This is a genomic window from Acinetobacter sp. AOR18_HL (assembly GCF_027855145.1).
GTDB lineage: Bacteria > Pseudomonadota > Gammaproteobacteria > Pseudomonadales > Moraxellaceae > Acinetobacter > Acinetobacter pittii.
The window spans coordinates 1-15600 of sequence record NZ_JAKTIG010000009.1 but is presented as its reverse complement, the minus strand read 5'-3'; the positions used below and the strand labels follow the sequence as shown (position 1 = coordinate 15600).

Annotated in this window: 16 protein-coding genes and 2 pseudogenes; 5 read left to right on the top strand and 13 right to left on the bottom strand. The window is 39.5% G+C overall.

Annotation, left to right across the window (positions count from 1 at the left end; all coding sequences use genetic code 11):
• Positions 1-8: 8 nt before the first annotated feature.
• The 4 genes and pseudogenes from MKL51_RS02650 (at position 9) to MKL51_RS02635 (ending at position 4015) form a co-directional block, all read left to right on the top strand.
• A complete protein-coding gene (locus MKL51_RS02650) occupies positions 9-1214 on the top strand; it encodes a tyrosine-type recombinase/integrase (RefSeq protein ID WP_002121611.1) in 1206 nt (401 codons plus the stop codon).
• Between the two features lie 161 nt (positions 1215-1375).
• Positions 1376-1870, top strand: a complete 495-nt coding sequence (locus MKL51_RS02645; RefSeq protein ID WP_001289330.1) for a LexA family protein — start codon at positions 1376-1378, stop codon at positions 1868-1870.
• A gap of 3 nt (positions 1871-1873) precedes the next feature.
• Positions 1874-3172, top strand: a complete 1299-nt coding sequence (locus MKL51_RS02640; RefSeq protein ID WP_002121526.1) for a Y-family DNA polymerase — start codon at positions 1874-1876, stop codon at positions 3170-3172.
• A 77-nt stretch (positions 3173-3249) separates the two neighbouring features.
• Positions 3250-4015 (top strand): annotated as a pseudogene (locus MKL51_RS02635) (IS5-like element ISAba31 family transposase).
• Between the two features lie 118 nt (positions 4016-4133).
• Here the strand turns inward: MKL51_RS02635 and MKL51_RS02630 are convergent.
• Positions 4134-5297: a zinc-dependent alcohol dehydrogenase gene (locus MKL51_RS02630; protein ID WP_002045824.1), complete on the bottom strand. Its 1164-nt coding sequence runs from the start codon at positions 5295-5297 to the stop codon at positions 4134-4136.
• 441 nt (positions 5298-5738) lie between these two features.
• On the opposite strand from MKL51_RS02630, the gene MKL51_RS02625 reads away from it, so the two are divergent.
• The gene (locus tag MKL51_RS02625; protein ID WP_270904171.1) at positions 5739-6044 is read left to right on the top strand and encodes a hypothetical protein; all 306 of its coding nucleotides are present in this window, start codon (positions 5739-5741) and stop codon (positions 6042-6044) included.
• Here the strand turns inward: MKL51_RS02625 and MKL51_RS02620 are convergent.
• From MKL51_RS02620 to MKL51_RS02565, 12 genes and pseudogenes are all read right to left on the bottom strand, one after another.
• A complete protein-coding gene (locus tag MKL51_RS02620) occupies positions 6041-7012 on the bottom strand; it encodes a hypothetical protein (protein WP_002121495.1) in 972 nt (323 codons plus the stop codon). The two genes, MKL51_RS02625 and MKL51_RS02620, sit on opposite strands and share 4 nt — an antisense overlap.
• A 2-nt stretch (positions 7013-7014) precedes the next feature.
• Positions 7015-7746 (bottom strand): hypothetical protein, encoded by a 732-nt coding sequence (locus MKL51_RS02615; protein WP_005802756.1) that lies wholly within the window; start codon positions 7744-7746, stop codon positions 7015-7017.
• A gap of 108 nt (positions 7747-7854) precedes the next feature.
• On the bottom strand, positions 7855-8406 hold the full coding sequence (locus MKL51_RS02610) for a hypothetical protein (protein ID WP_019767894.1): 552 nt from the start codon (positions 8404-8406) through the stop codon (positions 7855-7857).
• Between the two features lie 121 nt (positions 8407-8527).
• Complete coding sequence (locus MKL51_RS02605) at positions 8528-8680, bottom strand: hypothetical protein (protein ID WP_005802759.1); 153 nt, start codon at positions 8678-8680, stop codon at positions 8528-8530.
• A gap of 15 nt (positions 8681-8695) precedes the next feature.
• Positions 8696-8938 (bottom strand): hypothetical protein, encoded by a 243-nt coding sequence (locus MKL51_RS02600; RefSeq protein WP_005802761.1) that lies wholly within the window; start codon positions 8936-8938, stop codon positions 8696-8698.
• A 98-nt stretch (positions 8939-9036) separates the two neighbouring features.
• The gene (locus MKL51_RS02595; protein ID WP_000965230.1) at positions 9037-9465 is read right to left on the bottom strand and encodes a hypothetical protein; all 429 of its coding nucleotides are present in this window, start codon (positions 9463-9465) and stop codon (positions 9037-9039) included.
• 9 nt (positions 9466-9474) lie between these two features.
• Positions 9475-10578, bottom strand: coding sequence for a minor capsid protein (locus MKL51_RS02590; RefSeq protein ID WP_005802763.1), 1104 nt, complete (start codon positions 10576-10578; stop codon positions 9475-9477).
• A gap of 9 nt (positions 10579-10587) precedes the next feature.
• The gene (locus tag MKL51_RS02585) at positions 10588-11931 is read right to left on the bottom strand and encodes a DUF4055 domain-containing protein (RefSeq protein ID WP_005802765.1); all 1344 of its coding nucleotides are present in this window, start codon (positions 11929-11931) and stop codon (positions 10588-10590) included.
• Between the two features lie 39 nt (positions 11932-11970).
• The gene (locus tag MKL51_RS02580) at positions 11971-13263 is read right to left on the bottom strand and encodes a terminase large subunit domain-containing protein (protein WP_005802767.1); all 1293 of its coding nucleotides are present in this window, start codon (positions 13261-13263) and stop codon (positions 11971-11973) included.
• Entirely contained in the window at positions 13223-13738 is a 516-nt protein-coding gene (locus MKL51_RS02575) for a DUF2280 domain-containing protein (protein ID WP_000729387.1), read from the bottom strand. Before MKL51_RS02575 ends, MKL51_RS02580 begins: the two co-directional genes overlap by 41 nt.
• A gap of 58 nt (positions 13739-13796) precedes the next feature.
• Positions 13797-14366, bottom strand: a pseudogene (locus tag MKL51_RS02570) (putative metallopeptidase); the annotation flags it as partial.
• Between the two features lie 2 nt (positions 14367-14368).
• A protein-coding gene (locus MKL51_RS02565) for an IS3 family transposase (RefSeq protein ID WP_085945698.1) occupies positions 14369-15528 on the bottom strand; the annotation gives its coding sequence in 2 pieces (ribosomal slippage) (positions 14369-15294 and positions 15294-15528; 1161 coding nt in all).
• Between the last annotated feature and the right edge of the window lie 72 nt (positions 15529-15600).

Sequence of the window (15600 nt, the reverse complement as noted above, 5' to 3'; positions counted from 1 at the left end):
GGTGGACTATGGCTTTAACTGAAGTGTGGCTGAAAGCTAATAACGGCAAGGCACGTGATAAAGTTGAAGAAATAGCAGATCGGGACTCAATGAGTGTCAGAGTCTCACCTAAAGGTAAAATTGTTTTTCAGCTTCGGTACCGTTTTGCTGGAAAAGCCGAACGTTTAGACCTTGGTACCTACCCTCATATCTCTCTCAAAGATGCACGTATAAAAGCTAGTGAAATGCGTTCACTATTAGATAAGGGAATGAATCCTAAAGTTGAGGTTCGTGTACAGCAGCAAAAATACATCGATGCAAGCACATTTGAAGATGTCTTTAATGATTGGTATGAAAGTTATTGTCTAAAGAAGAAAACATCTGCCCAGCAAATTAAGAATACTTTTGAGCAGCATGTAATACCTGAAATCGGTGATTTACCAGTTGAGCGCATTACTCTGCAACAATGGTTAGCCTTACTTGAAGAATTAGCAGATGATGTACCTTCGATTGCAGATCGCGTATTAACGAATGCAAAACAGGTTCTAAAATGGGCCAAAAAAAGACAATTACTTGAGGTAAATGTTTTATCTGACATCTATGCCAAGGAAGATCTAGGTATAGAGCGAAACAGAGGAACAAGATTTCTTTCTGATGAAGAAATTAAGATGGTTTTGATGGCTATTGAAGAATCAAATATTTTGCCTAAAAACAAAATTTTCTTAAAACTATGTTTAATGTTTGGTTGTAGAAATGGCGAACTCAGAAAAGCTAAAAAGACTGATTTTGATTTAAATAGAAAAGTCTGGATCGTACCAGTAATCAACAACAAGACTGGTAAGAAAACTGGCCGTGAAATTATTCGCCCTATTTTGCCTGAAATGGAGGCATTAATTGTCGAGGCTTTTGAATACAGCACATGTGAGTACTTCTTAACTAATGACAGTGAAGCAACCCCTATGAGCCATGGTTCTTCAAATTCATTGCCTGGTTATGTAATGGAACGCCTTAGAAGACATCATGATTATCACATGAAACATTGGTCGCTTCATGATCTACGAAGAACTGCTCGTACTAATTTCAGTGCATTTACATCGCGTGATGTTGCACAACTCATGATTGGTCATGTAATGTCTGGTGAACAAGGTACTTATGATTATTATGAATATTTACCTCAGCAAACAGAAGCATATGCAAAGTGGTTGGATAAATTAAAGTCTCTAACCAATAATTAGGGTTTACCCTTTTAGAATTGCAGAATTTCCGACCAAATGCGCCAGATACTGCGTCAATTTTTGACTTCTACTTGTTTATCCACAGCTTTTTAAATTTGAATTTAAGCTCATCTCTAGAATATCATCTTGAATATGTTACAAAATCAAGCTAGGGGAAACATATGAGCGAAATTGCACCATCCATTATCCAGATAAAGCCTTATCTTACTCAAGGTATTGTTTTATCTGAGGCCTTATCAATCAAACAAGTTGTACCATCAACTCATCTACTTATCCCTTACGCATTAGAAAAAATAAATGCAGGCTTCCCAAGCCCAGCACAAGATTATGTAGATAAAGCTCTCGACATGAACGAGCACTTAATAAAAAATGAAACCGCTACGTTTATTGTGAAAGTTGCATCACTATCAATGCTCAATGCGGGTATAGATATTGATGATGAATTGATTGTAGATCGAAGTCTTGATGCCAAACACGGCGATATTGTTATTGCACTAATTGACAATGAATTCACAGTTAAACGTTTAATGATCGATGAAAAAGGTCAATGGCTTAAAGCAGAGAATCCTGAATATAAAAATATCTATCTACAAGAGGGCCAAGAACTAATTATCTGGGGCGTTGTCACTCATATCATCAAAATGACACGGCATTAATTCATGAAATATGAGAATAAAGTATTTTTTCTCATCGATGTAAATAACATGTACGTCTCATGTGAGAGAGTCTTTGACCCATCTTTGAATGATAAGCCTGTTATTGTGCTTAGCAATAACGATGGGTGCGCCGTTGCTCGTAGTAATGAATCAAAAGCTTTAGGCATTAAAATGGGTGTGCCTCTTTTTCAAGTTAAAGACATTGTTCAGCAACATAACGTAATCGTTCTTTCAAGCAACTATGCAATGTATGCAGAAATGTCACGGCGCTTTCACAAGATTCTTGGCTCATACGTTACTGAAGAAGAAGTTGAACCCTATTCTATTGATGAGTGCTTTGTTGATTTCACCGCTTATGAGAAGAACTTTGATTTAGAAAAAGTTGGTCAGCAAATGCGCCAACAAATTTGGAAATGGTTAGGCTTACCTGTCTGTGTCGGAATCGGCAGAAGTAAAACAGAAGCAAAGATCGCAAATCATATTGCAAAGAAAAACGCCGGCTTTAACAGCGTTTGCGATCTCGTTAATATGGATCCTTGCAATAAAGAATATTACTTCTCGCTTATCGACGTTTCTGAAGTTTGGGGCGTCGGCCGTAAGCACTCAAAAAAGTTGCAAAGCATGGGGATCAACACTGTTTTAGATCTCGCATGTGCAGAACCGCGCGAGATGCAAAAGAAATTTTCTATCGTCATGGCCAGAACTATTTACGAACTGCAAGGTATCTCATGCATTGAAATTGAAGACACCCCGCCATCAAAAAAACAAATTATTAAATCATGTTCCTTTGGAACAAAAGTTACCGAACTTATTGACCTACAAGAAGCAATAGCCATGCATGCACAAGAAGCATGTAAACGGTTGCGTGATGAAGAGTCACTATGTGGTTGTCTACTTGTATTTGTCCAATCAAGCCCATTTGACGATAGTGCGCCATTTTATAATAAGTCTATTACTGGCGCATTTTCACAGCCAACAGATAGTGCATTAGATTTCGTAAAAGCCGCAACAAAAATGGTTTCTCATATTTATAAAGAAGGTATTAAGTATAAAAAGTGCGGCGTGATATTAACTGGACTAGAACCGAAGGCTGGTCATACATATGACTTACTCACAGATTTTGAAGCTATAGAAAAGAAAGAACAATTGATGAAAACACTAGATAACGTACATACAAAATTTGGAAAGAAAAAACTCGGTATAAGTACGTGTTATGTGCCAGGTCGCAACTGGTCTATGTCACGGGATAAATTAAGCAGAAATCCTTTTTTGTGGGACGAACTGTTGACTATTAATAACTAGGGTGTGTTGACACTTTTCGCTTAAAAAAATAGCGAAGTAGTAAAATCAAATCACCAAACCCAATTTTACTATTCGCTATGCCTCGTACCATGCTGACAGATCAACACTGGCAAAAGTTGAAAGTTATTCTGCGTAATTTATCCATTCACCACAACTCAAATTTACGCAATTTTATTGAAGCTATTCTCTATAGAATTAGAACAGGCTGTTCGTGGCGAGATATTCCTTCTTGTTTTGGTCATTCAAACTCTATTTTCAAACGTTTTAATCGTTGGTCAAGCAGCGGTAAGTTACTTAGATTATTCAAATTAATAGCCTCATGCCCCGATATGGAGTGGATTTTTATTGATGGCTCTCATGTACGTGCTCATCAACATTCTGCCGGCATAGCGAATCAATCTATTTCTAAAAGTGTAGGAGGAAACTCCTCAAAAATACATTTGATTGTTGATGCACATGGCAATCCTATTGATTTCATGATTACCGATGGAACCACACATGATGTTAAAGTTGCGCCTGATTTAATATCAACATTAGATTTAAAAGAGACAAAAGTGGTATGCGCAGATAAAGGCTATGATTCAGAACCACTGCGTGAACAGATCAGGAAAACAGGGACTAAAGCGAATATACCAAAGAAAACGAATAGCCAATCGAACAATGACCATATGGACTGGTATTTATATAAAATCAGGCATTTAGTTGAAAATATGTTTTGTAGATTAAAGCAATTTAGAGGAATAGCTACTCGATATGAAAAGCTCAAAAGAAATTATCAAAGTTCTGTTGCCTTAGCCTGTATATTTTTATGGCTACCTTTATAGGGTTAATTATGAACAGTAAGTATCAACAGACCCTAGTTTTTGATGAAGAAAATTGAAAAATAAAAACAGGTGATTTGATCTGTCTTGATTAAAGAATAAAAAGCGCCTAGAAGGCACTTTTTATTCTTTAAGTAAATTTACGGCGTTAGAATGACTTTACGACAGTCTTCTTCCTTTTTATCAAAAATACGGTAACCTTCCGCAGCATCTTCCAGTTTCATGCGATGGGTAATAATCACATCCGGAGACAGATCTCCATTTTCGATATGTTCGAGTAACTGCGGCAAGTATTTATGCACATGGGTTTGTCCCATTTTAAAAGTTAAACCTTTGTCAAAGGCATCACCAAACAGGAAGCCATGAATTGGACCTGCATAAACCCCAGGTACACTCACCACACCGCCGCGTCGGACTGCTGCAATACATTGTCTTAGTGCTGAACCACTCGAACCTTCTAATTTCAGGTTGGTCATTACTGTTTCCAGAACACTCCCTTTGGCTTCGAAACCAACGGCATCAATAACTGCATCAACACCACGATAACCTGCTGTATTTTGAATAATAAATTCAGCTGCATCGACTTCATCAAAGTTGACCGGAATGACCCCATAGGTTTGATGAGCAAATCGCAAGCGATAAGGGTGATGGTCGACCATGAAGATCTGTTCGGCACCGAGCATCCGTGCACAAGCTGCAGATAACAGACCGACTGGACCAGCACCATAAATTGCCACTGTAGAACCACGGGTGACTTGAGCATTGGTTACTGCCTGCCAGGCTGTTGGCAGAATATCGGTCAGGAATAATACTTTTTCATCAGGCAAGGAGCCGGGAACCTTAAACGGTCCGACATTGCCTTTGGGAATCCGCACATATTCAGCCTGACCACCCGGAACACCACCATACAGGTGGCTAAAGCCAAACAAGGCCGCTCCTGGTGGAATCTGTTTTTTATTGAGAATTGCACCACGACCCGTATTGGTATTTTCACAGGCAGCCATCAGTTCATGTTCACAGAAAAAACAGTGACCGCATGCAATGACAAAGGGAATGATCACCCGGTCACCTTTTTTGACTTCTGTCACTGCAGGGCCGACTTCTTCTACAACTCCCATAAATTCATGGCCGAAAATATCACCGTCTTCAGTGGCGGGGATTTTACCCCGGTATAGATGTAGGTCTGAGCCACAGATGGCAGTGGCTGTCACCCTTAAAATAACGTCATCTGGTTCCTGAATCACTGGATCTGGAACAGATTCAACTCGTACATCCCGAGCACCATGATAGGTAAGAGCACGCATGCGGATTTCCTCTCTAGTTCAACATAAATAGTCTCAAATAAGGCTGCTGATTATTAAAAAGCCTTTTTATTAGAGCCTTATAACCTGACCTAGAGCTGTAAATTAATGTATGAAATAAGGAAGCCGAGTGTTTAAAAGATAAACTTATATAGTACTTGCGTAATTCACTACAAAATATGTCAAAAATCGAGTAAATGATTAGGGTCTGTTGAGAGGTTCCTTATTTTGTACCTTATATTTACGTAACGGATGAAGATTTAGAATAGTTTTATCTTCCTACCAAAATACCAATCACTGGAATACATTAATAAACTAATTAAAAAGAAGATTTTTTAAATTTAACTTATGATGAACTCGTCGAGATTATTAGTAAGGCTCGGATGACTGGGCCTCAGATGATTCCAATCCTAGGAACTGTTGTTTAAAAGGATTAAAAATTAAATGCAATACGAAAAGGTGCACCAGATAACGAGCTCTGCTCTTAAGTTTTTTGAAGACCATCTAAAATCTCCAATGATATGGCAAGTTTTTCCCAGAAACTTTTGTGAGGAAGCAAGTAGCTTACTATTAATAATTCTTCAACAAGAAGGCATAAATGATTTTAAACTCATGAAAGGGACAAATATTGAAAATGAACATCATTTTTGGTTAGAAAATGATGAGTATGTTATTGATCTTACAGCCCATCAATTGACTTTCATTTTTATCTCCAAAAACAAAGGCGACCGAAGTCGCCATGTTTATTAAGGTGTGCCAGAAATAACTGCAGCAAATGGGACAAGTTTACGGTCGAACACTCGTTTCCAATTTGAGCCGTCCGAATATTGGCCAATTGTTGGTGTTTTATTTGGATCCTTTTCGCCTTCCCAAGAAAAACCAGCAGGTTGTAAAATATAAGTTTTACGTTCAACAATAGTTTCTGAACCACCACCGTTACCACCAAGCTCATCACGTTGCAAGCCAACAGGATTAGCTGGAGTTCCTTCACCATAGCCAAACGCACCGGTACCAAAGAACATCGTTAGATATTGCTTAGAACCATAGGTAAGGCCATCATCCATGAAGATTGGTTTGCCAAGATAGGTTGTTAAAATGATTCGACCTTGTGAATCTTGGATATACTGGATAAGGTCTTTCTTCACCATCTGTTTCATTACAGCTGAATGAACACCAATAGCAGCAAACTGATCTGCTGCATCACCAGCGGTAAATGCAGCATCTTGCATAGCATCAGCGGTCATTGTTGCTCCCGCATCAATAACCATGTCACCAGAATTATTAGCAATGTTAGAGGCAATAATTCCTCGAGCTGCACCTAATAAGTAACGCTGCCATTGACGCTCCCAATACTTTCCATATCGGTTACGAATGTGTTGCATTGGCTCACTATTAGCCAACTCGGTTGTTAAATCTGCTACACCATAAGGTTTGTTGAGATAAAGAGTTCGTGCTTGCATACTACCTTGAGTAGCTTTACCCACTTTACCTTTTTGATCAGGATCATCTGTAGAAGTGTTTGGCTCTTCATTAGCATCAAGATCTTGCCAATATGAAATAGTTGAAGTGCCTTGGCCGTTGTTGGCAATTGCATCTAAGGCTTCATTTTTAGTGACAATACCGGATTGATAAACTGCTGTTTTTTCTGGAGAGTTTACTGGATCTAAAGTCGCGTAATATTCACCAACGAAAATATCTTTTAATTGGGTGGCTGGCATATTTATTTACCTTTTGTTTGCAATAATTGTTGGAAAGCTGTTGGGTTTTCACGAGCTAAAGCCGCTCGCTCAACTTCTGTATAGTCAGACCATTTCTTAATTGAAGTTCCTGAACCAGGCGAACCAGAACCATTTGCTTTAGGCCAGAAGTAAGGTTTGTTCTCGCGTAAGCCTTCTACCCACTCCTTAGGAGTAACAGGGTTAGAACCATCTTTACCAATCACCACTTCACCATTTGCATCGATTGCAACAGCCTTGCCGTTTTCATCTAATGAGAACTGTGATTGAGCTAAAAATGCGATATCTGCTGTTGCTTCACTCAAGGCACCCATTTCAACGGCTGCCTGAACGATCTGACCTTGAATTACGGACTGACGGAATTTATTTGCATAGGTCTCTGCTTTGTCAGCTCGCTCTTTCTCGGCCTTAAGAAGCTTTTCATGCTCTTCACGCATTTTCTCGGTACGTTTCTGAATAACTTCTTCAATTTTGCCTTCAGCAATAAGTTTGGATTCTTCATCCTGATTTGATTTATCAAGCAAGACCTTGATTGCATCCAGATCCAACCCGTCAACCTTTGATTTCAATGAACCTAGTTCATCTTTCAACTCTTTTTTATCTTTGATAAGTTCTGCATTCTTATCTTTAAGACCTTTAACAGCTTCATCAACGGCTGCTTGAATAGCTGCTTTAATTTCAGGATTTTCCAAATCAACTTTGATTTCGTCTGGCATATTAAAATCTCCTAGAGATACCGCTTAGCGGGTTTAATTGTTGAACCTTCTGCTTAGCTTCAGGCAATAAAAAAGCGCCCCTAAGGACGCTCTATTTCAATGAGTTATTTATGCAATGTTGTAGCCTTCTACACCACGTTTTTGTCGATTACGAGTTCGTTGCTCAAGCCACATTTGACCTTGCTCAATATTAGTAATAGCAAGCGAATTTTCACGGCAAGGAAATTTTTCATTCAGAACACGTAAACGATGTAAAACTATCGCAAGTAATGCTTCATTCGTGATGCCATTTACTCCAACTTCCTTAACTGGACCAAGTTGAAATTGAATTGGAGTAAGTGAATCTCCAGTTACGATGTCATAGAAATGACCGGTTTCAAGAGACTGTTCACCATCACGGGTTTTAACAGTTTCGTTATGGGTAACTGTTACTCCATTATCATCTTTATGAATTTCACGGCCCATTACACAATTTTGAAAACCATCTAGTTGATATGAATGCTCAAAAACATCTTTTGGCGACCAAGAAATATAACCTTCATGATCTGGATGATTAGCCTTGCCACCATCTTTGTATTCGATTAAATAACCAGGATCACTTGGGTCTTCATTTTCAGGGATTTGCCACCCTTGGTATTCATTGTATTCACCACGCGTCATGGGCGTTGCTAAAACTGACTTAGTACCAATGTATGCAACCATAGATGCTGTTAATAGTTTCTTGCTCATTTTAATACTCACAAAAAAAGCACCCGAAAGTGCTAAGGTTAAAAATTAAGTTCTAAGTGATGAGTGCGATTGCTTTTAATCTTTCAAAAGTAAAACCATAAATTGCCATGGCTCTTGAAATCTTAATTTGAAGAAAAGGCACCAGAATTAATTTTGTGCTCAGAATATATTGAGCATCTGACATATTGATTTGCTTTTCAGTCATTTGCAGTACCTTTAGCTACGTTTCCTTTGCGCCCCAAACCCTTTGTCTAGGTTCGTCACCAACCAAGCGGATTCCTTGAGGACCACCTACATCAAATGTTGCTGTGATAGTCGCTGGACCCTCAAAAACACCACAATTCATCTTTACAGAGGTTAATCCAGCTAATGGAATACCTGTTTCCTCGTCACAAAGGGCGAGATGAGAAGATCTATCTGAAACTCTTTTAAGAACTAAATGTCTAACTTTTGATTCACTCATAGGCCAAACTCCATAAATGAGAAAAGCGCCGTTTGGGCGCTTATATAGGTGAAAATTGTGTCTTAAGTGAGTTTAGGATTACCTGTCATCGGCAATAATTACTCACATTTAAACCCTGTTCCAACAAGGTCTTTTTTCAAATTTGAAACGAGAGTTTGTTGTTCCTGCTGTTGTCCACTAAGATAATTTTGATCTAGAGCTTCTGCACCATCTAAAGATTTATAGAGCTCTTTAGATTCCTCTAAATTGTCTTTTAAAAAAGTGGTTAGGTTTAGTTTCGCCTGAGTCGCTCTACACAAATTATTTTTAGCTTCTAAATCTTGAGCAGCCTGTTTTACTTGGCCAGTTGTAGGATCAAAAGAATATGCATTTGCCATTGCTGACTCTAAAGCTTCAGACAATCGATCATATTCTTTAAGATATTTTTCACTTGGTTCAGCTAAACATGTGATTGAGATGAGAGTAAGAGATATAAAAGCTATTGTTTTCATATTGTATAAATTCTGATGTTTTAAAAAATATAACATAAGAAAAAATTACAGACCCAACTCTTTAAAAGATTTTTCATCCAACTTTCTTAACTCATCTAAGCTATACAAACGCCCTTCAGGATCGAAGAACTTATCAAAATCAAACCTTCCCTCTTTATAGAGCTTATAACGCTTTGGCCCTAGCCACTCTTTTTGGAAGAAGTCATCTGTCTTTTTGAAGAACTCTTTAAATGTAGTGTTGGCATCTAGCTGCCCTATTAATTGGCTCCGCTCATCTTTTGGAATGTCTTTAACTCGGCGTTCGTCCATTACAAATGGCCGTTCGCCAACAAGCAGACCATCTTTTTCGACTGGTACCAAAATGCTCCGGCAGTTAGGATGTAACGGCGGTACCCGTTTTGCTGGATCGTTAATCTCCCAAACCGCACCATCAAGTGAAGCACACAGTTTAGATGTTCTTCCGTCTAATGTAGCTACCAGTCTTACATATTCAAAACCAATCTGGTTAAAGCTATTTAGATATGCTTGATTGGCCACATGGCTGCGAACTGTTCTCACGGTACGGTCAATATCAGACTTTGAGCCACTTAAAAGCCCATCCTCATAATTAAGCCGTTTGGTACCACGAATACGCTGAACAATTTCCTGATTAGTTTTACCTGAGTTAATGCCTTCCCGAATAGCATATTCAACTTTTTGGCGTGCAGTCTCAGCAATATTGGAAAGAAGATCATCAACTAATGCTCCACCTACTAAGGGTACTTTTTTAGCTGCTGTATATAGCTTTTCACCGTTAGGTTTCTTAATCTTGCCGCCGTATAACTTAGCTGTGTAATTAGCCTCATATACAGCCATTGCAGTTGCTGAAACTGCAAAAGCTTCAGGCAATGAAGAATTTAGACTTGTATGCCAGCCGGATATTAAATCTCGTATCTCCTTGAGGTTGGCCGTTGTGTAAAGACCCGCTGCAAGAGCTGCTTTCTCAGAATCATTTAACTCATCCAACAAATCCCGAAGCTTTGCCAGCATTAAAGCTGACTCATCATTAAAGATTGTTAGTAATTCCTTAACTGATTGAGACGATGCCCGGAACAAATATGCTTGATGTTGAGTTAATACCTCGAGCAGTGATTTATCTTCTGAGGCCATTTATTACTCCTAAAGCGGCATACTATCGCGCTCACTTTCAACACGCTTCAACTCTTCCTGAAAATCATGAGCTGGCAGCTTACCAGTAGCGATATATTCCCAATACGTCTGGAACGAATTCTTTCCAGCTATGGCGCCTTCATATAGTTGCTTAGCAAGATTGATATCGTATTGCTGAACAATAAATTCAGGATCAACCGTAAAAGAGTATTTAGATGGGTCTAGCTTTAACCATTGAGCAGCATATTTGATAGCCTGCTCAATAGCCGCAGCAGCACAAGTGACAATGCTATGTAGGCTTGCTTGTTGGTCATCCTGACGCGCACGTCGTGCTTCACCTGACTCTTGTGAATTGGTATCAATCACCTTTGCTCCAGCTTCAAGAGCTGCGTTTTTTTGTGCATCCATTTCATGCTTTGTGAGTTCAATACCATTACCTGAAATTTCCAAATAACCACATTGCGAATCTTTGGGCAGGCTCCAGACAGCCATTACACCTGTAACGCTAAGATCGGGATCTTCATCATCAATACCGTTAATCCATGGTTGCGGGTGCGCTGTATGGTGAAGTGACTGAAAATAGTCCGCACTAAGCTGGTAATACTTCAAAGCAGCTTTAGCCATTGTCAAAAGCGGGACCGTTCCAACATCTGGCGAATTGTCAGTGGTACCGCAAAAAACGAATGGCGTAAAAGAAAGCAGATTACCGCCTAGATCAGGTGTTTTATCTTCTTCAGTAGAACCATCAAATAATCGAACTGATAAAGCGCCGTCTGTCATAGATAAAACACGATGAACTGTCTTTGTGTTATGGCCAAATTCATCTTCACTATTATCAAATTGCTCCTCAAGCACTAATAGTTTTAGATCTTTGCGGCCACCTATACTGTTTTCTTTCCAGTTAATAATGGATAAAGCATCGTAAAGCGCGAAGTAAGGCACGCCTTTAGCATCGACATCAACCAGCAATCCACAGCGACCATATTCCAATAATTCTAAGCAAATTCGGATAAAGAGCTGTTTAAGACCAAATCCGTCATTGGTTGCATTCGTGATAAGCCCTTGCAGCAAAGTGCTTTCAATCACAATATTTGGATCTAACTTTGAAACCAAACCAATCATCGTGCGGAGAGAATCTTGAACCCATAACGGATACTGAGCACGGCTTAAATAAGCTTTGTAAATCTCTCCAGCTGTATCTCCCTGCTTTTCAGCTTCAATCATGCCAGCCGATTTAGCCAAGTACTTTGTTTGTGCCTGTTTGATCTGCTCTTCACCGGCAACGGCATCACGCATAATCAACCAGCTTTTTTGTGCAGCAATATACTGCGGATGTTTATCAGTAACTGCCATAAAAACACCAATAAAAAAGCACCATTAAAGGTGCGTTGTTTAATGAGAAAAACCAGCGATTTTGCGCTGTTTAAAGACTTTCTGAATAATGATTGGGAACCGCTTAGCTATTGGATAACCGCCAGCATCACCCACATGGTCCAAACCAGCACTTTTATCAGGCATTCCAAAATCATCATAGACTTGCTGTTCTAAAGTAGCCGTAAAGTTAGGGCACTTGTTTGTATTCACTTTTAAATGTCGTTCACCCTCAGCATTTAGGATTTGTGCATTAACAGCAGTAATACGATCTTTAATTCCGGGATTCACACCATTCACTTCAACTTTGAATCCATTTTTCTTTAAGATTGCATGATCTGATTCACTGAAGTTCTTTGAAGATGTTGCCTGACCTGAAGCATCTGGAATCACGGTAATATCGTGATCTGGAAAGCGCTCATTAATCAATTGACACATCGTCGGAGTATCTCTAACGCCAACCAGTTCATCTAAAGCTCTTGGCTTCCCTTCTCGAATGACATAAACCACAGCAGCCATTTTAAGCACGTTAAAATCCATACCAATGAGTAAAGGCTCACCTTTCTTAATTTCTTCATCCGTGTGGTTTAGAACTCGATCAAAGTCGGGGTAAACAGCACCACTGGTTAAATTGACAAACTGCCCTCTTAGATAAGCTGAAATTAACTGCGGCGGATAAGACTCATAAAGTGATGATATATAGTCATCTGGAAGATTAGCCTCATTGTCATAAGTTGAAGCTTGAATCATTCCATACAGCTTACGCTTAGCCTCTGATTTATTTGCCTCTTTAACAAATTGCTCGTATGTAAACTTAAAACCTTCAGGTGTAGTGGCCACATCAATACCGTTGAGCAAACCAGCTTGCTTATAACGCATACGCGCGATGATCTTACGCCAAGCCTGTTGAGCTTTGACCTTGGCCATAACATCAAGTTCATCAATCAAGGCGTGGCCAATTTTAAAACCTACAATTGTTGCTGGTTTCTCCATAGACCGGCAAATGATTGTCGTTCGATATTGCCGACCATAATAGATATCCACCTCTTTATTGGTTTCATAAACCTTAGTTTTAAGCCCCCAATCGAAAGCAACCTCTTCAATAGTTGGAAAGAAAATGTCGCGAATCTGCGGGTAAGTTGGAGCAAAATAACCCAAAGGTACTTTAGGGAATTCCCAAGCTTTGTTGCATAAACTGGAGCATCCAACCCAAGTCTTTCCCGATCCAAAGCCAGCGACAAATGCGCGGAACTTCTTTTCCATCTGCAAAAAATTAGCCTGAGGTACATTCAGTGTCGGATTGATGTTCGGCATCTTTTTTACTCGCATCCACAACTTGAATAGTTACCTTGACTGGTGTTGGATCTTCATCACCTTCACCCTCTCTTAACTTTTCAATCTCAAGTTGCTTTAACTCAAGATTTAATAACATCAGGTCATAACCCTGCATTTCTTCCCGAACCTGTTTAATAACCCCTTGCTTCATAAGCCTGTTGTTCTTCCAGTCTTCATAAATCTTCTGAAGTTCTTTAAGCCGATAGGCTTTATTAGCTAAAGGGATGTCATAAACATTCTTTTTAAAGTCCTCTCGGGTTTTATGAAAAAGGTCTTTATATTTCTTACTTAAATTCTTTCCTGCCGCTTTTGTCGGGTCATAAAGTTGTACCTGTTTTCGATCAATCTCAATGTTAAATTCTTGCTTGACAGCATTAGCTACCTGTTGAGGGGTATCCATGCAGGCAAGCGCTTGAACAATAAATATTTTTACCTGTTCTTTAAGTGCAGCCATACCCCCACCTTTGTCTAGCTACGTCTAGCAAAGAAGGCAAAAAAAAGAGCCATTCGGCTCAGTTGATTACGCAGTTTCCGCAGCATTTTGAAATATCAAGATTCGAAACAAACGGAGGATTTTTTGCGACTTCAATAAGTCGCTTAACATTCTTACTTGGCCCCCACCGTTTAACCACGCCAACAAATTCTTCTACATCATGACCAGCTAAGTAATGCTTAGGCAGCCCTGTACTATCGCTATAAATGATTTCGCCGTCCTCGTCTCTCATCACTCCAATGTGGTAAAGCTCATGTTCAAGCAAGTAACAGAACTCTGTATCGTTTGCACGCTCACAGAAAGATGCATCGACCGTTATTAAATATGTTGGTACAAAACCAAACCAGTCGCGCATCTGTTGCTCTTGTCTTGCTTTACGCCAACCACCGACGTTAAACATTACTTTCTCGCACTGGCCTAATACCATAGCTTGCTTGCTTTTATATGCAGAAGAAGCCCATGCAAATGCTAAAAATTCTTCATTGTCGTGAAGTAGCTCTGCAATATGGTCATGATCCGGGTTGTGAAGAGGTCCGCCAATCGTTAAGTAATTTGCAATAACCCATTTTTTTAAATCTGATGCAGGTGATCCTAGACAGTATCGTGGACAACAAATCCCTCTAAATTCTTAAAATATTTCTTCTCAAAGGCTTCAGGGCTTAACCAGCCATTTGCAGAATGTCTTCTGACCCGATTGTAATAAATCTCAATATAGTCAAACAAGACAGCATTCGCTTCTTTTCGAGTGGCAAACACACTGCCATGGACCACATGACCTTTCAATGTATGAAAGAAGCTTTCAGTCACTGCATTATCCCAACAGTTTCCACGTCTAGACATACTCTGAGTACAATCATTTGTCAGTAACAGCGCTCTAAAATCACGACTACAGTACTGTGAACCTTGGTCCGAATGAACCATAACACCAGTTGGATAACCCTGACGAGCCATTGCATAGTTAAACGTATCACACACCAACTGGCGGTCTATTCGATGGCTGGTTTGCCACCCCACGATACGACGACTAAATAGATCCAGCATCACACATAAATACAGCCAACCTTGCTTGGTACGGATATAGGTAATATCCGTTGTCCAAACCTTGTTAGGCTGAATGACTGTAAATTGACGCTCTAACAGATTGGGTGCTGTAGGCAAACGATGGTTTGAATCAGTCGTATGCTTGTATTTACGCGCAATCCTGCTGCGTAAACCCAGATTTTTCAGCATTCTTCCAACAGTGCGTTCACTCATGCTGTAACCTAAATCATGCATGTCATGTACCAATGAAGGTGCACCCAATCGTGCATGATGCTGCCAATATACGGCTTTTAAATCATTATATTTCTCTACCGTATTGGCCTGACGTTTTCGCCAGGCATAATAGCCTGAAGTGCTGACACCTAGGTATTTACAGGCAGAAGATACCGTGACTTCATTCATATCTAGATCTTGAATTACCGTGTACTTTTCTTGGCATGATCTGTTAGAAAGTACACATGCGCTTTTTTTAAGATGTCATTGGCTTCCTTGAGCTGTTTGACTTCTTTCTCTAATTCCAAGATCCGCTGTTGTTCTGGTGAAAGTTGACGTTTGCTTGAACCCACTGGATTGGTTTCACGAATCCATTTGTCTAAAGTTGAATAACCCACACCTAATTTCTGGGCGATTGCAGCTATAGGCTCGTGTGAGTTTGAAAGTGCATAATCAATTGCTTGCTGTTTAAATTCAGCACTAAAACGTTTGGCCATTTCTTGGATCTCCAAAGTTAACGTTACGTTATCTTTAGAGGGAAGTACTGTCCATTATTTTGGCTAGGATCA

Coding starts and splice junctions, on each gene's coding strand:
- MKL51_RS02650 (WP_002121611.1), top strand. CDS start 9: ATGGCTTTAACTGAAGTGTGGCTGAAAGCTAATAACGGCAAGGCACGT.
- MKL51_RS02645 (WP_001289330.1), top strand. CDS start 1,376: ATGAGCGAAATTGCACCATCCATTATCCAGATAAAGCCTTATCTTACT.
- MKL51_RS02640 (WP_002121526.1), top strand. CDS start 1,874: ATGAAATATGAGAATAAAGTATTTTTTCTCATCGATGTAAATAACATG.
- MKL51_RS02630 (WP_002045824.1), bottom strand. CDS start 5,297: ATGCGTGCTCTTACCTATCATGGTGCTCGGGATGTACGAGTTGAATCT.
- MKL51_RS02625 (WP_270904171.1), top strand. CDS start 5,739: ATGCAATACGAAAAGGTGCACCAGATAACGAGCTCTGCTCTTAAGTTT.
- MKL51_RS02620 (WP_002121495.1), bottom strand. CDS start 7,012: ATGCCAGCCACCCAATTAAAAGATATTTTCGTTGGTGAATATTACGCG.
- MKL51_RS02615 (WP_005802756.1), bottom strand. CDS start 7,746: ATGCCAGACGAAATCAAAGTTGATTTGGAAAATCCTGAAATTAAAGCA.
- MKL51_RS02610 (WP_019767894.1), bottom strand. CDS start 8,406: ATGACGCGTGGTGAATACAATGAATACCAAGGGTGGCAAATCCCTGAA.
- MKL51_RS02605 (WP_005802759.1), bottom strand. CDS start 8,680: ATGACTGAAAAGCAAATCAATATGTCAGATGCTCAATATATTCTGAGC.
- MKL51_RS02600 (WP_005802761.1), bottom strand. CDS start 8,938: ATGAGTGAATCAAAAGTTAGACATTTAGTTCTTAAAAGAGTTTCAGAT.
- MKL51_RS02595 (WP_000965230.1), bottom strand. CDS start 9,465: ATGTTATATTTTTTAAAACATCAGAATTTATACAATATGAAAACAATA.
- MKL51_RS02590 (WP_005802763.1), bottom strand. CDS start 10,578: ATGGCCTCAGAAGATAAATCACTGCTCGAGGTATTAACTCAACATCAA.
- MKL51_RS02585 (WP_005802765.1), bottom strand. CDS start 11,931: ATGGCAGTTACTGATAAACATCCGCAGTATATTGCTGCACAAAAAAGC.
- MKL51_RS02580 (WP_005802767.1), bottom strand. CDS start 13,263: ATGCCGAACATCAATCCGACACTGAATGTACCTCAGGCTAATTTTTTG.
- MKL51_RS02575 (WP_000729387.1), bottom strand. CDS start 13,738: ATGGCTGCACTTAAAGAACAGGTAAAAATATTTATTGTTCAAGCGCTT.